The sequence below is a fragment of the Streptomyces vilmorinianum genome (assembly GCF_005517195.1).
GTDB classification, from domain to species: Bacteria; Actinomycetota; Actinomycetes; order Streptomycetales; family Streptomycetaceae; genus Streptomyces; species Streptomyces vilmorinianum.
The window spans coordinates 139342-157282 of sequence record NZ_CP040244.1 but is presented as its reverse complement, the minus strand read 5'-3'; the positions used below and the strand labels follow the sequence as shown (position 1 = coordinate 157282).

The 17941-nt window shown below is 72.2% G+C and carries 16 protein-coding genes; 10 read left to right on the top strand and 6 right to left on the bottom strand.

What is annotated here, in order from left to right; all coding sequences use genetic code 11:
• Positions 1-160 precede the first annotated feature (160 nt).
• The 7 genes from FDM97_RS00740 (at position 161) to FDM97_RS00710 (ending at position 7604) form a co-directional block, all read left to right on the top strand.
• Positions 161-583, top strand: coding sequence for a DUF7144 family membrane protein (locus FDM97_RS00740; protein WP_137988342.1), 423 nt, complete (start codon positions 161-163; stop codon positions 581-583).
• Complete coding sequence (locus FDM97_RS00735; RefSeq protein ID WP_137988341.1) at positions 580-1032, top strand: hypothetical protein; 453 nt, start codon at positions 580-582, stop codon at positions 1030-1032. Before FDM97_RS00740 ends, FDM97_RS00735 begins: the two co-directional genes overlap by 4 nt.
• Before the next feature lie 4 nt (positions 1033-1036).
• Entirely contained in the window at positions 1037-2041 is a 1005-nt protein-coding gene (locus tag FDM97_RS00730) for an endonuclease/exonuclease/phosphatase family protein (RefSeq protein ID WP_137988340.1), read from the top strand.
• Positions 2042-2068: 27 nt separating this feature from the next.
• Positions 2069-2308 carry a DUF2630 family protein gene (locus tag FDM97_RS00725; protein WP_137994580.1) on the top strand — a complete coding sequence of 80 codons (240 nt, stop codon included), beginning with the start codon at positions 2069-2071 and terminating at the stop codon, positions 2306-2308.
• 664 nt (positions 2309-2972) lie between these two features.
• A complete protein-coding gene (locus FDM97_RS00720; protein ID WP_175438993.1) occupies positions 2973-4931 on the top strand; it encodes an FUSC family protein in 1959 nt (652 codons plus the stop codon).
• A 198-nt stretch (positions 4932-5129) separates the two neighbouring features.
• On the top strand, positions 5130-6602 hold the full coding sequence (locus FDM97_RS00715) for an APC family permease (protein WP_137988339.1): 1473 nt from the start codon (positions 5130-5132) through the stop codon (positions 6600-6602).
• Positions 6603-6614: 12 nt separating this feature from the next.
• Positions 6615-7604 (top strand): hypothetical protein, encoded by a 990-nt coding sequence (locus FDM97_RS00710; protein WP_137988338.1) that lies wholly within the window; start codon positions 6615-6617, stop codon positions 7602-7604.
• Positions 7605-7664: 60 nt separating this feature from the next.
• Here the strand turns inward: FDM97_RS00710 and FDM97_RS00705 are convergent, their stop codons facing one another.
• Positions 7665-9713, bottom strand: coding sequence for a PhoX family protein (locus tag FDM97_RS00705; protein WP_137988337.1), 2049 nt, complete (start codon positions 9711-9713; stop codon positions 7665-7667).
• A gap of 408 nt (positions 9714-10121) precedes the next feature.
• Between FDM97_RS00705 and FDM97_RS36790 the strand changes: the two genes are divergently transcribed.
• A complete protein-coding gene (locus FDM97_RS36790; RefSeq protein ID WP_284440277.1) occupies positions 10122-11810 on the top strand; it encodes a VWA domain-containing protein in 1689 nt (562 codons plus the stop codon).
• On the opposite strand, the gene FDM97_RS00695 is transcribed toward FDM97_RS36790, so the two are convergent.
• Together FDM97_RS00695 and FDM97_RS00690 are read right to left on the bottom strand one after the other, a co-directional pair.
• Positions 11777-12910: an ATP-binding protein gene (locus tag FDM97_RS00695; protein ID WP_137988335.1), complete on the bottom strand. Its 1134-nt coding sequence runs from the start codon at positions 12908-12910 to the stop codon at positions 11777-11779. The genes FDM97_RS36790 and FDM97_RS00695 overlap by 34 nt on opposite strands.
• The gene (locus FDM97_RS00690; RefSeq protein ID WP_137988334.1) at positions 12907-13560 is read right to left on the bottom strand and encodes a response regulator transcription factor; all 654 of its coding nucleotides are present in this window, start codon (positions 13558-13560) and stop codon (positions 12907-12909) included. Before FDM97_RS00690 ends, FDM97_RS00695 begins: the two co-directional genes overlap by 4 nt.
• A 115-nt stretch (positions 13561-13675) precedes the next feature.
• On the opposite strand from FDM97_RS00690, the gene metG reads away from it, so the two are divergent.
• Both metG and FDM97_RS00680 read left to right on the top strand, forming a co-directional pair.
• Entirely contained in the window at positions 13676-15292 is a 1617-nt protein-coding gene (gene metG / locus FDM97_RS00685; RefSeq protein WP_137988333.1) for a methionine--tRNA ligase, read from the top strand.
• Between the two features lie 135 nt (positions 15293-15427).
• Positions 15428-16270, top strand: coding sequence for an MBL fold metallo-hydrolase (locus FDM97_RS00680; RefSeq protein WP_137988332.1), 843 nt, complete (start codon positions 15428-15430; stop codon positions 16268-16270).
• Positions 16271-16386: 116 nt separating this feature from the next.
• Here FDM97_RS00680 and FDM97_RS35630 read toward each other — a convergent pair whose 3' ends face one another.
• From FDM97_RS35630 to FDM97_RS00665, 3 genes are all read right to left on the bottom strand, one after another.
• Complete coding sequence (locus FDM97_RS35630) at positions 16387-16650, bottom strand: hypothetical protein (protein WP_175438992.1); 264 nt, start codon at positions 16648-16650, stop codon at positions 16387-16389.
• Between the two features lie 63 nt (positions 16651-16713).
• Positions 16714-16923: a DUF397 domain-containing protein gene (locus FDM97_RS00670; protein ID WP_137988331.1), complete on the bottom strand. Its 210-nt coding sequence runs from the start codon at positions 16921-16923 to the stop codon at positions 16714-16716.
• Positions 16920-17795 carry a helix-turn-helix domain-containing protein gene (locus tag FDM97_RS00665; protein ID WP_137988330.1) on the bottom strand — a complete coding sequence of 292 codons (876 nt, stop codon included), beginning with the start codon at positions 17793-17795 and terminating at the stop codon, positions 16920-16922. Before FDM97_RS00665 ends, FDM97_RS00670 begins: the two co-directional genes overlap by 4 nt.
• Positions 17796-17941: the final 146 nt, after the last annotated feature.

The window sequence follows — 17941 nt, the reverse complement described above, 5'->3', positions numbered from 1 at the left end:
ACCTCAAGGGCACACCCGGAGCCCCGGCCCCCGCAACCGGACCGCCCGGGGCCCGGTCGGGCACGGCCGGGCACGGCCTGGCCAGGGGCTCCGCGGGCCCGATCACCCGTTCGGCGTAGTAGAAAGTTCGGTCCTTGACGATCGGCCGGACGATGAGCGCATGAGCCAGAACACTGCACCCCGCACTCAGAGCACCGGTGACTCCTGGACCTCCGGCGGCACTCTCTTCGCCGGCGTCCTCATGGTGGTCATCGGCATCGTCGACATCCTCCAGGGCATCGTGGCCATCGCGGAGGACGAGGTCTTCACCCGCGTCGGCGACTACGTCTTCAAGTTCGACCTGACGGCCTGGGGCTGGATCCATCTCTGCCTCGGCGTCATCGTCGCCCTCGCCGGCTTCGGCATCCTCAAGGGCACCGCGTGGGGCCGGATCGCCGGTATCGCGCTGGCCTCCCTGAACATCATCGCCCAGTTCCTCTATCTGCCGTACCAGCCGTGGTGGGCCCTGTTCTCGATGGCCGTCTCGGTCTTCGTGATCTGGGCGCTGGCCACGCACGAGACCTACGGCAAGGACACGGTGTGACCCGCACCCGAACCGGCGCCCCCGTCCGGGCCCTCGCCGTCGCCACGGCCGCGCTCCTCGCCCTGGCCGTCACCGGCTGCACCGAGGAGGACCAGCAGAAGGCGGAGGACATCGTCGCCTCCGCCACCGCTGCCGTGGCCTCGGCCGCCCAGGAGAAGATGAACGAGGTCAAGGACGGGGTGAAGGCCACCGGCGACGTGAAGGCCGGGCCGACGGAGGAGGACGGCGACCGGACCATCTCCGAGATCACCGCGACGAACCCGGCGGACAAGAGCGCCGACTACACGATCATGGTCAACTTCCGTGACGGTGAAGGCAATCTGCTCGACGTGGTCGTCCTGAACATCGACGGTGTCGAGCCGGGGCAGTCCAAGACCGGTACGGCGCGCAGCAATCGCACCCTGACGGGAAGCACCACGGCGGAGATCGGGCAGGCCCTGCGACACTGACGAGGTGGCCATCACCGAGGCAACCGCCGCCGAGCCCGCTCCACCCCTCGTACGGCCCAGGCATCGCGTCACCGCCTGGGCCGCCGGGCTGCTGGTGGCCGTACCGGCCCTGATCACCGGCTGCCGGATCCTCGGCACCGACGCGATCAGCCCCGTACCGCAGTTGCTGTCCTTCCTGCCCTGGCTGACCCTCCCGGCCGCCCTCGCCCTGCTGCTCGCCCTCGCCGCCCGGCGACGGCCGCTCGCCGGAGTGGCCGCGCTGGTCCTCGCGGCCACGGCCTGGTGCGTCCTGCCGTACGGGCCGGACACCACCACCGCCCGCGGACCCGTCGTCGAACGGCTCCGGGTGCTCGCCTCCAACGTCGAATTCGGCGGGGCGACCGAGGCGTTGGCCGAGGCCGTACGACGCGAGCGGCCCCAGCTCGTGTACGTCTCCGAGTGCGACCGCGCCTGCGTACGCACCCTCACCGCCGAGCTGGGCGCCGACCACCCCCATCGGGCCGTCGTGGACGGCGAGGGCTCCACCGGCTCGCTGATCCTCAGCGCCTATCCGCTGACCGCGCGGCCCCCGATCCCCGCCGCGATGGGCATGCCCGGCGCCACGGCGCGGATCGGCGGCCGGGACGTCCAGCTCCGGCTCGCGCACCCGATGCCGCCGCTGCCGGGGCAGGTCGACGTGTGGAACGGCGAGCTGGACCGGGTGGAGCGTTTCGCCGCCGAGCACCGCGACACCGGCCCGGTCGTCCTGGCCGGCGACTTCAACGCCTCCCAGGACCACGCCGCCTTCCGCTCGGTCCTCGACGCGGGCCGGCTGCACGACGCCGCCCGGCTCGCGGGCGCCTCCCGGACGCCGACCTGGCCGCAGGGGGCGAGCCTGCCGCCGTACGTCCAGATCGACCACGTGCTGGTCAGCGACGACTTCCGGGTGCGCGGCGTGCGCTTCCTCGACCTGGCGGGTACGGACCACCGGGCCGTCCTCGCCGAGCTCGACCTGCACTCCGGCCGCTGATCGGCCACGCTGGATTACATGGAGCAGATGTACGACGACGAGCAGATCCTGGAGAACATCAGCGCCCTCGTCGAAGAGGAACGAGCCCTGCGGCAGCGGACCGGCGGGCTGCTCGCGGAGGAGCGGACCCGGCTCGCCGAGCTGGAGGTGCAACTGGACCAGTGCTGGGACCTGTTGCGCCAGCGCCGCGCGAAGGCCGAGTTCGGCGAGGACCCGGACACGGCGGCGGTCCGCCCGGCCTCCGAGGTAGAGGGCTACCGCAGCTAGCCCCGGTCGTGGGCCTCCACCCCGCTGGGGCGGTGCCCACCCTCACCCCTCCCGGGGTTGTGGGCAGGCGTCCCACAGGGCGGTGCCCACCCTCCCCCCTCCCGGGGTTGTGGGCAGACGTCCCACAGGACGGTGCCCTCCCCTCCCCTCCCCTCCCCCTCCCGGGGTTGTGGGCAGACGTCCCACAGGGCAGTGCCCTCCCCCCTCCCGCTCCCGGGGTTGTGGGCAGACGTCCCACAGGGCAGTGCCCACCCTCACCCCTCCCGGGGTTGTGGGCAGGCGTTCCGCAGGGCGGAACGGGTGGGCACAACCCACGACGGCGCCGCACCCGTGGGCACCGCAGGCACAGGGAGCCTGGGCCCGGCAAGGGCGCCGTCCGTTGTGCCCACCCGTTCCGCCCCAGCGGAACAGTTGCCCACAACGGGGGGGTGGCGGAGGTAGGGGCGGGCACCGCCGCAGTGGAACGGGTGCCCACAACGGAGGCGGGTGGCCGGGTAGGGGCGGGCACCGCCGCAGTGGAACGGGTGCCCACAACGGAGGCGGGTGGCCGGGTAGGGGCGGGCACCGCCACAGCGGAACCGAGGCCCACAACCCCGGGAGGGGTACGGGCGGGCACCGCTCCGGCGGGGGCGGGCCCCGTAACGGGGGCACGTAGATTGGGCGCATGGCGCGCAACGCACGGATGGCCCCGCCCCCCTGGCTCACCGCGGGACTGCGCCCCCAGCCCACCCCCATCCCCTGGGCCGCCGTCGCCCGCGCCTCGATCGCGCTCGCCGCGCCCCTCGCCGTCGGGTTCGCCGCCGACCGTCCCGTCTACGGGGCCCTCGTCTCCATGGGCGCCCTCTCCGGCGTCATCGGCGACACCGCCGACGCGTACCGGATGCGCTTCTACAACATCGCCGTCCCGCAGCTCTTCGGCGCCCTCGGCGTCACCCTCGGCAGCCTCGTCTTCGGGCAGGGCTGGCTCGCCGTCGTCGTCCTGACCCTGATCGCGCTCGTCTCCGGGATGATCTCCTCGATCGGCGCCGTCGCCTCCGTGTCGGGCCTGCTCCTCCTCCTCAACGCGGTCGTCGGCGCGGGCCTGCCCCTGCCCGAGCCCTGGTGGACGGCGCCCCTCCTGCTCTCCCTCGGCGGGGTCGTCGTCCTCGTCCTGACCCTGCTCGGCTGGCCCCTGCGCGGCGGGGTCCCCGAGCGGACGGCCGTGGCCGGCACCTACCGGTCCGTCGCCGAACTCCTCGAAGCCGCCGGATCGGACGCGTACGACGAGAAGCGGCGCGCCGTCACCGCCTCCCTCAACCAGTCCTACGACCTCGTCCTGGCCCGCCGCGCCCGCGTGCACGGCCGGGCGCCCGCCCTCGTACGGCTGCTCTCCCAGCTGAACGTGGTGATCCCGCTCGTGGAGGCGGCCCCCGCCGCGCACCTGGCGGCGCTGCGCTTCCACCGGCCGCTGCCCGCCGAGATCCCGGCGGCCGTCCGCGAGCTGGCCGAGGCGGTCGAGGAAGGCCGCACCGGCACGCCCGTCCTGGACCTCCCCGAGGCCTCCCGCCCCTCCGAGAAGGCCGTCGACCACGCCCTGCGGCACGCGGCGGCCGTCGTGCACAAGGCCGAGCCGAACCCCTACAACGTCGACGACCGGCTCGGCCGCCCCGCCGCCCTTCGCGTACGGGCCCGCCGTACCGCACGCGCCGTGCTGGTCTCCGAGGCGTCCTGGCGGTACGGGCTGCGGCTCGCGCTCTGCATCGGCCTCGCCCAGGCGCTGGTCTCGCTCGTCGACGTACCCCGCTCGTACTGGGTCGCCCTCACCGTCACCTTCGTGATGAAGCCGGACTTCGGCTCGGTCTTCTCCCGGGCGGTGCTGCGCGCGCTCGGCACGGCCGCCGGTCTGGTCATCGCCGCACCGCTCCTCGCGGAGGTGCCGCGAGGATGGTGGGACGTGCCGGTGATGCTGGCGCTCGGCGCGCTGATCCCGGCCTTCTCCGCCAAGGGGTACGCCTTCCAGACCGCGGCGATCACCCCCGTCATCCTGCTGCTCTCCGACCTCCTCAACCGCCAGGGCGTCGACCTGGTCCTGCCCCGCCTCTACGACTCCCTCGTCGGCTGCGGGATCGCACTGGTCGCCGGCTATCTGCTCTGGCCCGAGTCCTGGCACAGCCGGGTCGGCGACCGGCTCGCGGACGCGGTCGCGGACTGCGCGGCGTACGTGACGCGGGCGTTCTGCTCACCCGAGGAGGAGGACCAGGGCGCCCGGGTCCGGGCCCGGCGCGCGCTCTACCGCGACCTGTCGGCCGTACGCTCCGAGTTCCAGCGCGCCCTGACCGAGCCGCCGCCGACCGGTACCGTCGCCGCCGCCTGGTGGCCGCTGGTCGTCGCCGTGGAGCGGATCGTCGACGCGACGACCGCCGCCCGGGTCCGCGTCAACCACGGCGCCCCCGCACCCGCGCCGGAGGAAGTGGCCGCCGTGGAACGGCAGTTGCGCGAACTCGCGGACGGACTGCGCAGCAGCGACGTCCTGGTGGAGGTACGGGCGGAGCTCACCGGGGACGAAGAGGGCGTGCTCGCGCCGCTGCGCCAGGAGGTGCGGGCCGCCCGGGCCATCGCCTCTCCCCGGGGAGAGGCGGACTAAACGCCCGTCGCGGGGCGCACGGATGCCCTTACCGGTGGTCACGGAACGGAACCCTCCATGCCGCCGTCCACGGAGTCCGCGGGTGCGACTACGATGCGCTCGATTCACCTTGATCCGTGCTCGTTCCGGCGAACAAGTGACCCGGCGACACGGTCACTTCGTCCTGCACCACCCCCGTGCCCCCCAAGGACATCCGCCATGCGCACGACCACCGGCAGAGGGCTGCAGCCCAATGTTCTCGGGACCTTCGACACCGTCGTCATGGCCGTCGCCGGCAGTGCGCCCGCCTACTCGCTGGCCGCCACCACGGCCGTCCTGTTCGGCGCGGTCGGCGTGGCGGGACCGGCGGCGCTGCTCTACTGCGCGATACCGATGTTCGGCATCGTCCTCGCCTACGCCCGCCTCGGCCGGATCGACGTCAACGCGGGCGCCGGATACTCCTGGGTGGGCCGCACCCTCCACCCCTTCCTCGGCTTCCTCTCCGGCTGGGCCCTCGTCGTCTCCGCGACCGTGTTCATGGTCGCCGGATCCCTGCCCGCGGGCACGCTCACGCTCTCCCTCGTGGCCCCCTCGCTCGCCGGCAGCACCCCGCTGGCCGCCGCCGTCGGAGCCGGCTGGTTCCTGGTGATGCTGCTCGTGGTCCTGGCCGGCGCCCGGCTCACCGTACGGGCCCAACTGCTCATGTCCGGCGTCGAGATGCTCATCCTCGTCGTCTTCGTCGTGGCGGCCGTCCTGCACCGCGGGCACGCCACCGCCTTCGACTGGTCCTGGTTCGGCTTCGGCCACTTCGACGGCCCGGCCGGCTTCGCGTCGGGCGCGCTGATCGCCGCGTTCTACTTCTGGGGCTGGGACGTCACCAGCAACCTCAGCGAGGAGACCCGCGACAGCCGCCGCACGGCCGGGCTCGCCGCGCTGATCGGCGTCGGCGTCGTCTTCCTGCTCTTCGAGGCGTTCACCGTCGCGGTCAACGTGCTCCTGAGCGCCGGGCAGATCGAGTCCGCGGGCGCGAACGTCCTGGCCGTCCTCGGTCAGGAGATCTGGCCGGGCGTCGGCGGCAAGCTGCTGATCGTGGCGGTGCTGCTGTCCACGGTCGCCACCCTGGAGACCACCCTCATCCAGGTCACCCGCTCGCTGTTCGCGATGGGCCGCGACCGCACGCTGCCGGCCGCGCTCGGCACCGTCCACCGCCGCTGGAACACCCCGTGGGTCGCGATCGCCGCCGTCGGGGCCGCCGCGCTGCTGATGTTCTGCGCGGCGGCGGCCGCCGGTTCGGTGGGACAGATCCTCAGCGACGCGGTGAACGCGATCGGCCTCCAGATCGCGTTCTACTACGGCCTCGCGGGGCTCGCCGCGGTCGTCGCGTACAAGTCGCTGCTGCTGACCTCCGTACGGAACTTCCTGCTCGGCGGGGTGTGGCCGCTGCTCGGCGCCGCGTTCATGCTGTGGGCGTTCGTCGAGTCGCTCGGCGAACTGTCCACGACCGCGCTGGTCATCGGCCTCGGCGGACTGCTCGTCGGCGTCGTCCCGATGGTCGTGCACTGGCGCAAGGGCAGCGCGTACTACCGTCCCGCCCGGCTCGACGCGGTGCGCGCACTGGCCGCGGCCGGGCCGTTCGCGCCGACCACCCCCCGCGCCCGCCGCGCGGACGAATCGCTCGCCACGGACTTCTGAGGGAGGACCCGGATGGCCGCACTCCGCCGACCCGCACGCTCGTCCCGCCCGGCACGCTTCACGCCCGACCTCGACCCGGACTTCGGGGACCGCGCGCTCACCGAGGCGCGTCACGACATCGTCATCGGCCGCTGGCAGGGCGTACGCGACCTGCTGCGGGACACCGGCGAGAACTGGCCGCGCCGCACGCACCGGGTGCGGCTGCTCGCGCACGCGGCCGCGGGCAGCTCCACGGTCGAGGCCTGGCGGGCGGCCGAGCCGGACAGCCCGGACGCGGCGGTCCTGCGGGCGGCGACCGAGGTCGTACGGATCTTCGACACGGCCATCGCGGCCGGCCGGGGCACGGCCGTGGACCGGGGGCGGCTCGACGCGACCGTCGACGCCTGCCTCGCCGCGGCGCGGGCGGCGCCCGCCGACCCGATGCCGTGGGTCTCGCTGCTGTCGGTGGCCCGGCTCTACGAGGGCGGGGTGCCGCGCCGCGAACTGCGGCAGTGGTTCGACGAGTTGCGCCGACGCGACCCGTACAACACCGAGGGCCACGCGCAGGTGATGCGCTACTGGTCGGCGCGCTGGCACGGCACGCACGGAGCGATGTACGACTTCGCGCGGGACGCGGCGGGCGTGGCACCGCCCGGGTCGCCGCTGCCGGTCCTGGTGCAGGTGGCGCGGGTGGAGGAGTACCGCTACATCGCGGACGGGGCGCTCGGGCGCGGCCCGGTGCGCGGCTTCGACCAGCACTGGAAGCACGAGCTCGCGGTGACCGAGCTGCGCCGCACGCACGCCCGCTGGATCGGCGGCAGGGAACCGGGCGCGCCGGTGGCCCCGGAGGAGGTGGCGGACCTCAACTACCTGGCGCACGCGGCCTGTTACGCGGGCCAGGCCGAGGTGGCGCGGGAGGTGCTCGGGATGCTCGGGGCGCGGGCCTCGTGGGTGCCGTGGTCGTACACCGGGGATCCGCAGGAGCAGTTCACACGGTTCAGGGAGGGCCTGGGGGTGGTGTGAGGGACCCCCGTGGGCCCCTCACACCCCCTCACACCCCCTCACACCCCCTCACCCGTGGGACTAGACCCCGATGTCGCGGCCGTCCTTGCGCCAGACGGCGACGACGGACGGGCGGACGATCTTGCCGGGGCCGTCGGGCCAGACCGACTTCGGGTTCTCGACGGACGCGCCGTCGATCTCGCCCGGGTGCTGCACGGCGACGACGACCCGGCGGTCCTGGATGATCGGGCCGCACGTCTCGGCGCCGGCCGGCACGGTCAGGAACTGCTTGAGCTCACCGCGCCGCTCGCCGTGCGTGGCCACGCCGAACAGGCCGTCGTGCGAGCCGAGCTGGTTGCCGTCGGTGGAGATCCACAGGTTGCCGTGCGGGTCGAAGGCGACGTTGTCCGGGCAGGAGATGGGGGACACCCTCTCCTTGGGGAAGCCGGCGAAGTAGGTGGCCGGGTCGTTCGGGTCGCCCGCGACGAGGAAGAGGCGCCAGGCGAAGCCGTCGCTCGCCGGGTCGTCCCAGTGCTCGGCGAGCTCCAGGATCTGGCCGTGCTTGTTGGCGTTGCGCGGGTTGGCCTCGTCGGCGGGGGCCTTGCCCTCCTTGCCGCGGTCCTTGTTGTTGGTGAGCGCGACGTAGACGCGGCCGGAGCGCGGGGACGGCTCGACGTCCTCGGGGCGGTCCATCTTGGTGGCGCCGACCTTGTCACCGGCGAGGCGGGTGAAGACGTACACGTCCTCGGCGGTCATGCCGGGGACGTGGGAGACGTCGTTCGTGGCCAGCGGAATCCACTGCCCGCTGCCGTCGAACTCGCCGTCGTTGGGAAGCTTGCCGGTGCCGTCGATCTCGCCGGGCGAGTCTCCCGTCAGCTTGGCGACGTAGAGCGTGCCCTCGTCGAGGAGGGTGAGGTTGTGCTCGCGGGCCTTGCGGGAGCTGCCCTTCATCATCCGCTTCGACGAGACGAACTTGTAGAAGTAGTCGAAGCGCTCGTCGTCGCCCATGTAGACGACCGGGCGGCCATCGGCGGTCAGCCGGGGCTGCGCGGCCTCGTGCTTGAAGCGGCCGAGCGCGGTGCGCTTCTTCGGCGTGGAGTCGGGGTCGTACGGGTCGAGCTCGACGACCCAGCCCTGGCGGTGGGCCTCGTTGGGCTCCTGGGCGAGGTCGAAGCGCTTGTCGAACCGCTCCCACTTGCGCTCGGAGGGGCCGGAGCCCATGCCGTACCGCTTGTCGGTGGCGGACGAGCCGTTGGCGAAGTACTGGTTGAAGTTCTCCTCGCCGTGGAGGGTGGTGCCCCACGGGGTGGTGCCGCCGGCGCAGTTGTTGAGCGTGCCGAGGACCTTGCGGCCGGACGGGTCGGCGGAGGTCCGCAGGAGCTTCGAACCGGCGGCCGGGCCGGTCACCTCGAACTCGCTGGTGGTGTGCAGACGGCGGTTGAGCGGGTGCCGGGTCACGGGAGTGAGCCTGCCGGAGCGGTGCTCCTCCTGGACCACGACGACGGACAGACCGTGGGCGGCCCAGGTGATCTCGACCTGCTCGCGGGTCGGGTTCTCGGCGTCGTAGCCCTTGAACATCAGGACTTCGTCCGTGTACTCGTGGTTGGCGACGAGCAGCTGACGCCCGTGCTCGCCACGGAGCGGGAGGAGGCTCAGGAAGTCGTTGTTGTATCCGAACTGCCCGGCCTGCGCCGCGGCGGTCTGCTTGTCGGCGTCGAAGGCCGGGGCGCCGCGGAGGATCGGCTCACCCCAGCGGATGACGACGTTCTGCTCGTAGCCGGCGGGGACGGTGACCTGGTCGGCGGTGTTGGGCGCGACGGGCGTGAAGCGCAGGCCGCGGGCGCCGTCGACGCGTCCGGGCTTCTGGGGCTTGTGCGTACGGGCCTCGGCGGCCGGGGCGTTGCCGACGGCGACGGCCGTACCGGCGGTGGCGGCGACGGTGACGACGGCGGCGGCGCGCATCATCGAGCGGCGCGAGAGCGCGCCGGCTATGACGTCGCCGACGTACTCGTTGTCGCTGGTGTTGGGCACCTCGTGGAAGCAGGCGTCACCACACCGGAACCGGCAGGTAAGGGCGGAACGGCCGCCTCCGTGCGGGTTGGTGCTCAGCAGCGGCAGCAGTTTGCGCACTTCGTCCTCCTCCGGCGCACACGCGCCGCCTTGGTCCCGACATGGTGTCGGGAATCCGTCCGGCCGCGACGTTATGTGCGCACATCTGCAAGGGGGCGGCGCCGGAATGAACGTCGGATGAATGCGGGGAAACCGGAGGCGGTTGGGGGGAGATTCCGCGGAGGTCGGGGCGCCGGAGGCGACACACCCGGGGCCGCTAACCTTACGTGTCCGCCCTGGCCAGGGATGATTCCTCCCAGTACGGACATTCATCGCACCCAACTCATGCGAAAGGCCTCGCCCATGGGCATTCGGAGCTTGCTGCGCAAGGTGTTCGGACGCGACCGTGCGGACCAGCACGACGAAACTCCGGCAACCTCCGTCCCGCCCCAGGCGGACCGCGCGACGCCGCCTGAGGAGCCCGCGTCGGTGACGCTCCCGTCCCCGACGCCGGCGGAGAGCGCGACCGAACGAGCCACGACGGACACGGCGGCGAAGCGCGCCGCGGACGACCTCGTGGCGGCGGCCTTCGACAACCCGAAGGTCCCGAACGCGAGGCCGTCGGAACCGGAGGGCACGGTCGCGTCGGCCTCCGAGCCGGAGGACACGGCTACGGCCGCCTCCGAGCCGGAGCCCGAACCCGAGACCGCCGACCCGACGACGGAGCCCGCCACGAAGGCGGCGCTGCCCGCCCAGGCTGTCACGGAGCCGAAGACGGAGGACGCCCCCGCCACCGCGGACACCCCTGAGCCGGAGGCGATCGCTGCGGCGGAGGCCGAACCGGCCGAGGAGGAGGCGGTTGCCGCGGCCGCCGAGCCGGCGGAGCAGGTCACGGCGGAGCCGGAGACCGAGTCCGCGCCGGAGGCGGAGCTCGCGAGCGCCGTCAAGCCGGCCGAGGAGGCGGAGGCGGAGGCGGAGGCGGCCGCCACGGCGGCCGACCCGGAGCAGCAGGGCGCGGCGGAGCCGGAGACCGAGTCCGCGCCGGAGGCGGAGCTCGCGAGCGCCGTCAAGCCGGCCGAGGCACCCGCCGAACAGGAGCCGATCGCCGCAGCCGCAGAGCCCCAGGCTCCCGAGGCCGAGGCAGTCGCCACGCCGGCCGACCCGGCGGAGCAGGTCACGGCGGAGCCGGAGACCGAGTCCGCGCCGGAGGCGGAGCTCGACAGCACCGTCAAGCCGGCCGAGGCACCCGCCGAACAGGAGCCGATCGCCGCAGCCGCGGAGCCCCAGGCTCCCGAGGCAGAGGCAGAGGCCGAGGCGCCCGCGCCGGAGGCGGTCGCCGTGCCCGTCGCGGAGGACGAGGCCACCCCCGAGCCGGAGGCTCAGGACGCACCCGTCGCCGTGCCCGTCGCGGACGACGAGGCCACCCCCGAGCCGGAGGCTCAGGACGCACCCGTCGCCGTGCCCGTCGTGGAGGACGACGCCACCCCCGAGCCGGAGGCTCAGGACGCCACCGGCGCAGGGCCCGCCACCCCCCTCGCCCAGGTCAAGGCGCAGGCGCCGCATCTCGTCGAGGCGTACAAGGCCGCCGGGAGCGTGCTCAAGAAGCAGGGGCTCGACGGGGCGCGGGCCGCCGTGTACCTCGTCGTCGACCGGTCCGGGTCGATGCGCGGGTACTTCAAGGACGGCTCCGTGCAGCGTCTCGCCGAGCAGGCCGTCGCCCTCGCCGCGCACCTCAGCGAGGACTCCACCGCCACCGCCGTCTTCTTCTCCACCGACATCGACGGCACCGCCGAGCTCACCCCCGCCACCCTCACCGAGACCGCCGTCGAGACGATCAACGCGGGCCTCGGCCGCCTCGGCCGTACCAACTACCACCGCGCCGTCGAAGAGGTCCTCGCCCACCACGAGAAGGCCGACCCCACCCGCCCCGCCTTCGTCGTCTTCCAGACCGACGGCGCCCCGGAGTCCAAGACGGCCGCCACCCAGGCGCTCGCCGAGGCCGCCGACCGCCCGATCCACTGGCAGTTCGTGGCGTGGGGCGAGGAGGACAACAAGGCCTTCGACTACCTCCGTAAGCTCACCGCCCCCCGTACCGGCCACTTCCTCGCCGGCCCGACCCCCGCCGAGACCGCGCACCCCGCCTTCTACCGCGGGCTGCTCGCCGACTGGCAGGTCTGACCCCTGGTCGCGTGACCGTGGACCGGCAGGTCCACGGTCACGGCCAGGCCGCCCCCGGCCGCCCCCGCCCGGGCCACGGCGCTGACCGTCCCGCCGTGCGCGGCGGCGATCGAGCGGACGATCGACAGGCCGAGCCCCGCCCCCGGCCCCATCCGGTCGCGGCCCTCGCCCCGCCGGAAGGGTTCGAAGAGCGCCGGGACCTCCCCGGCCGGGACCACCGGCCCCGTGTTGACGACGGTCAGGACGCCGCCCTCGACGCGCACCTCCACCACGCCCCCACCCGGCACGTTGTACGTGACGGCGTTCGCGAGCAGGTTCCGTACGAGCTGCCCGAGCAGCACCCGGCTCCCCCGGACGACCCCCGCCTCGCCGGTCGCCGCCTCCACCCCGTACGTCTCGCACTCCTCCGCGACCACGGCCCCCAGCCGTACGTCCTCCCGCTCCTCCAGGCCGCGCTCGCTCCGGGCCAGCATCAGCAGGCCCTCGATGAGCCGCTCGCTGCGCCGGTTGGAATCCAGCAGCACCTGCTTGACCTCGGACGAGTCGTCGATCCCCACCTGGATCGCGGTGCGCTGCGTGGCGAGCGGGGTGCGCAGTTCGTGCGAGGCGTTCGCGATGAACCGCCGCTGGCTGTCGAAGGCGGCCTCCAGGCGGCCGAGCAGCGCGTCGATCGTGTCGCCGAGCTCCTTCAGCTCGTCGTCGGGCCCGCCCGCCGCGACCCTCTCGTGCAGGTTCCGCTCCGACAGCTTGCGCGCCCGCGCCGTCATCTCGTGGACGGGCCGCAGGACCCGCCCCGCCGTCCACCAGCCCACCGCGACCGCGCCGAAGGCCATCACGACCAGGGCGAGGCACGACCACATGAGCATCTGCTCGCCGGCGGCCCGGCTGACGTCGTCGCTCAGCCGGTACGCGGTGGTGGTCGTGACGTTCTCGAACGGCGCCACCACGCGCACCCGCGCCGCGATGGCCTGCGCCTCCCCCTCCGTACCGGCGCGGGAGAGCAGGTTCACCACGCCGAGCAGGCAGCCGCCGAGGACGACGAAGACACCCCCGTACACGAGCGCGATCCGCGTCCTGATCGTCGACCCGGAACCGATCACAGCGCGTACCCCACGCCCTGCACCGTCCGGATCAGCGCCGGCTCGCCGAGCTTGCCGCGCAGCTTGCTCATGCAGACCCGCACGGCGCCCGTGAAGGGGTCCGTGTGCGCGTCCCAGGCCCGCTCCAGGAGCTCCTCGGCGGAGACCGTGGCCCCGTCCGCCTCCAGCAGGATCTGCAGCACGGAGAACTCCTTCGGGGAGAGGTCGAGGTCCCGTCCGTCGCGCGTCGCCGTCCGCCGTACGGTGTCCATCCGCAGGCCCGCGCGTTCGAGGAGCGGGGGTACGGGACGGGCGCTGCGCCGCCGCAGGGCGCGCACGCGGGAGACCAGCTCGGGGAACTCGAAGGGCTTGCCGAGGTAGTCGTCGGCGCCGAGGTCGAGCCCCTCGACCCGGTCCTCCGTCGTCGCGGACGCGGTCAGCATCAGGATCCGGGTCCTGGACGCCCCGGCGACGAGCTCGCGCGCCACGTCGTCGCCGTGGACCCGGGGCAGGTCGCGGTCGAGGACGACGACGTCGTAGTCGTGCAGGCCCAGGTAGGCGAGCGCGGCGTCGCCGCTGTAGACGGTGTCGACGGCGAAGCCGGCCCGCCGCAGTCCGGTGGCGACGAGCTCGGCGAGGACCTCCTCGTCCTCGGCGACCAGTACGCGCATACGTTCCTCCCTCACCCCTGCTTTCTACGCGGGCCAACGTTTCGCGAACCTCTCCATGTGCCCCGGGCCTTTATCGATGTGAGTGGATCTTGAACTGCCCGTTAGGATTTCGACCATGGCGGCCACTGGATCCGAGAAGCAGGGGGCGAACGGCGTGAAGTCCTTCTACGTATCGACCCCCATTTACTACGTCAACGACGCTCCTCACCTGGGCCACGCCTACACGACCGTCGCAGGCGACGTGCTCACGCGCTGGCACCGTCAGCGCGGCGAGAAGGTGTGGTACCTCACCGGCACGGACGAGCACGGTCAGAAGATCATGCGCACGGCCGAGGCGAACAACGTCACGCCCCAGGCCTGGTGCGACAAGCTCGTCGAGGAGGCCTGGAAGCCCCTCTGGGAGCACCTGAACATCGCGAACGACGACTTCATCCGGACGACGGAGAAGCGTCACACGGACCGCGTCCAGGAGTTCGTGCAGGACCTGTACGACAAGGGCGAGATCTACAAGGGCGGATACGAGGGCCCGTACTGCGTGGGCTGTGAGGAGTACAAGCTCCCCGGCGATCTCATCGAGGCGGAGGACGGCACCAAGCTGTGCGCCGTCCACAAGAAGCCGGTGGAGATCCTCAAGGAGGAGAACTACTTCTTCAAGCTGAGCGCGTACGGCCCGAAGCTGATCGAGTTCTACGAGTCGAACCCCGGCTTCATCCAGCCGGAGTCGGCCCGCAACGAGGTGCTGAACTTCGTCAAGCAGGGCCTCGAGGACCTGTCGATCTCGCGCTCGACGTTCGACTGGGGCGTCCCGGTGCCGTGGGACGAGAAGCACGTCATCTACGTGTGGATCGACGCCCTGCTGAACTACGCGACTGCGGTCGGCTACAACGAGAACCCGGAGAAGTTCAACGAGACCTTCCCGGCGAACGTCCACCTCATCGGCAAGGACATCCTGCGCTTCCACGCGATCATCTGGCCGGCGATGCTGATGGCCCAGGGCCTGCCGGTCCCGGGGCGCGTGGCCGCGAACGGCTGGCTGATGGTCGGCGGCGAGAAGATGTCGAAGTCGAACCTGACCGGCATCAAGCCGCAGGACCTGACCTCGCACTTCGGCGTGGACGCGTACCGCTGGTACTTCCTGCGGGCCATCGCCTTCGGCCAGGACGGCTCGTTCTCCTGGGAGGACTTCACCGCCCGCTACACCTCCGAGCTCGCCAACGACTACGGCAACCTCGCCTCGCGCGTGGCGGCCATGGTCGGCAAGTACTTCGACGGCGCCCTGCCGGCCGCGGCGGCCGACGGCGACGCGGAGAAGGCGATCCACGAGGGCCTGGCGAAGGCGGTCGCGACGGCCGACCGGAAGATCGGCGAGGAGCTCGACTTCCAGGGCGGCATCCTGGCGATCTTCGACTTCGTGAAGCAGGTCAACGGCTACATCACGGAGCAGGAGCCCTGGAAGGTCGCGAAGGACGACTCCGAGGCGGGCCGCGCCCGCCTGGCGACGATCCTCTACACGGCCGCCGAGTCCCTGCGCGGTGTCGCGGTCCTGCTGAACGCGATCATGCCGGAGACCTCCCAGAAGCTGTGGGACTCCCTCGGCGCCGAGCCCGCCCTGGGCCCCCTCCCCTCCCAGCCGCTGGCCGCGGCCGGCGAGTGGGGCAAGCTCCCGGCGGGCGCGACGGTGACGAAGGGCGCGGTCCTCTTCCCGCGCCTGGAGGAGCCGAAGACGGCGTAGGCGTCGTACGGACGAGAAGGTACGAGTAGGGCCCCGGAACCGCCACGGCAGGTTCCGGGGCCCTTCTCCGTGCGGTGGTGCCTGCGGGCGTGAGGTGCGCACGATGGAGTTACAGCCGTCATGAGGAGGTGGGCCATGACCACCGCCGAAGGGATCTTTGAGCCGAAGGTCGAGCCGTACAAGGTCGCGCAGGACACCTTCGTCATCCCCCAGCTGCTGGAGGCGCCCCCGGTCGGCATGTTCTACGTCAACTCCATGGTGATCACCGGCAACGAGCCCGTGCTCGTCGACACCGGTGCGCCGTCGAACCGGCAGCAGTGGCTGGCTCACGCCTGGAGCATCGTCGATCCGGCCGACGTGCGCTGGGTCTTCCTGACCCACGACGACCACGACCACGCGGGAAACGTCCGCGAGGTCATGGCCGCCTGCCCGAACGCCACCCTGGTCACCACCTGGTTCTCGATGGCCCGGTACGCGATCGACACGGAGGAGTTCTGGATGCCGTTCAACCGCTCCCGCTGGGTACGCGACGGCGAGAGCTTCCAGGCCGGCGACCGCACGCTCCTCGCGGTGAGGCCGCCGTTCTTCGACAACCCCACGACGCGCGGGCTGTTCGACTCCACCACCCGGGTCTACTGGGCGGCCGACACCTTCGCCACGGCCCTCCCGCACCCCGTCGAGAACGCCGCCGACCTGGACCGGGAAGCCTGGCGTGAAGGCATGCTCCTGGGCAACCGGCTGAACCACCCCTGGCATCTGTGGCTGGACACCGGCAAGTTCAACGAGCACGTGAACCACGTCCAGGCCCTCGACATCGACGTCGCGGCGTCCTGCCACGGCCCCGCGATCCACCGCGATCTGATGGACGAGGCGTTCGAACTCATCCGGAAGGTCCCGGAGCTGCCCTCCTGGGAGGAGCCGGGCCAGGACTTCCTGGAGGGAATCATCGCGGCGACGGCGAAGCCGGTGGTGTCGTAACGCCAGTCGCCGGCCGGCGAGGGGCATGGGGGGCCGCACCGGGATCGCGCCGGGGGCGCTGGTACGTGAACCCCGAGACCGCCGACGCCGCCGACGCCGCCTGACAACCCAGGACGTCACGTCCCGGGGAACCCTCCTGCAGCACCGGTATACCCGCGCAGCGGCCCCTCGGATGAGGAGCTGGGCCGGGCCGCCGTGGTGGGCTGGTCGGCCTCGGTGGTCTCCGAGGTGAGCACGTAGCAGGCCTCGCCGCTCGCCGATCCCGCCCCCGAGGCCGTCACCTTGCCCTGGCCCGCCGACGCTGTCGTCACGACCCCGGCTCCGATGCCCGCGGCGACGACCACCCCGCCGCCCGCGACCAGCGCACGGCGTCGGGTCATGTCCCTCCTAGGAAGCCCGGCTGTCAGGGACACGGGCGGCGGCTGTGGGTTCCTGTGGCCAGGTCAGTAACCCGACGCGTACGACACGAAGTCCGCCCAGGCATCCTGCATCAGCGCGAGCTGGGGGCCGTCGGTGCACTTGGAGTCGCGGACGTGGACCGTGCCGGGGGTGGTGGCGACCTCGACACAGGAGTCGCCCTCGTTGCCGTCGCTGTAGCTGCTCTTGAACCACGCCGGCTCGGAGGCGTCTCCAACAGAGGGCTTGCGGATCATGTCTCTCCCAGCAATTGCTCAATGAAGGCCAGCGACTCCCTAGGCGGAAGAGCCTGAGCCCGGATCGTGCCATACCGCAGCTCAAGGACGCGTACCTGCCTCGGGTCCGTGACGGGACGACCGTTGAACGCGCCGTCGGAGCGTCCCGTCGCCGTACCGTCCACGAACTTCAGCAGCTCGATCCTGCCGTCCAGACCAGGATGGACCTCTACGTGCGTCGGCATCACCTGAAGCGTGACGTTACGCAACCGACCCACCTCCAGGAGACGTTCGAGCTGCCCTCGCCACACCATTGTGCCTCCCAGCGGCCGCCGCAGCAGCGCCTCTTCCAGCACGAAACCGAGCGCGGGCGCCGGGTCCCGCTCGAAGATGGACTGCCGAGCCACCCGAGCGGCCGCCAACCGCTCCACCTCGGCCTGCGAGTAGGGCGGTTGCCGCGACTCGAATGCGGCACGAGCGTGTTCCGGCGTCTGCAACAACCCATTGATGCTGTTGCAGACGTACACCCCGATCTCTACGGCCTTCGCCTCCATGTCCGCCAGATCCCGCAGCTTCTTCGGGTACCGGACCTTGTTGACGTCCTCCTTCATCGCCGCGATCAGCCCGCCCGCGTCCAGCACCTCGTCCGCCTTGTCCAGGAACTCCGGGCGAGGGATCCGCTTCCCTCCCTCGATCTTGTAGATCAGGTCCTCGCCGTATCCGACCGCCTCTCCGAACTCGGCGGCCCGCATCCCCGACGCCTCCCGCCACAGCCTCAACTGCCTTCCCACGGTGGCGACGACGGCCACACCCCAGTCGTCGTCCGGGTCCACCTCCCAGCCCGGCTCGTCCGCCTCGTTCTTGAGCCGTCGTACCTCGCCGTCCACCGACATGCCGCACCCCTCCGTCGTACCTCCGTGCCTCGACGCCCCTACCCGTCGGACGGGTACCGACAGCCCGGACAGCAGTGGACAAGCTCCGGACAGTCACCCTACGCATCGGCGTCGTCACTGTTCACGGTAGGCGTGGACCGGCACGC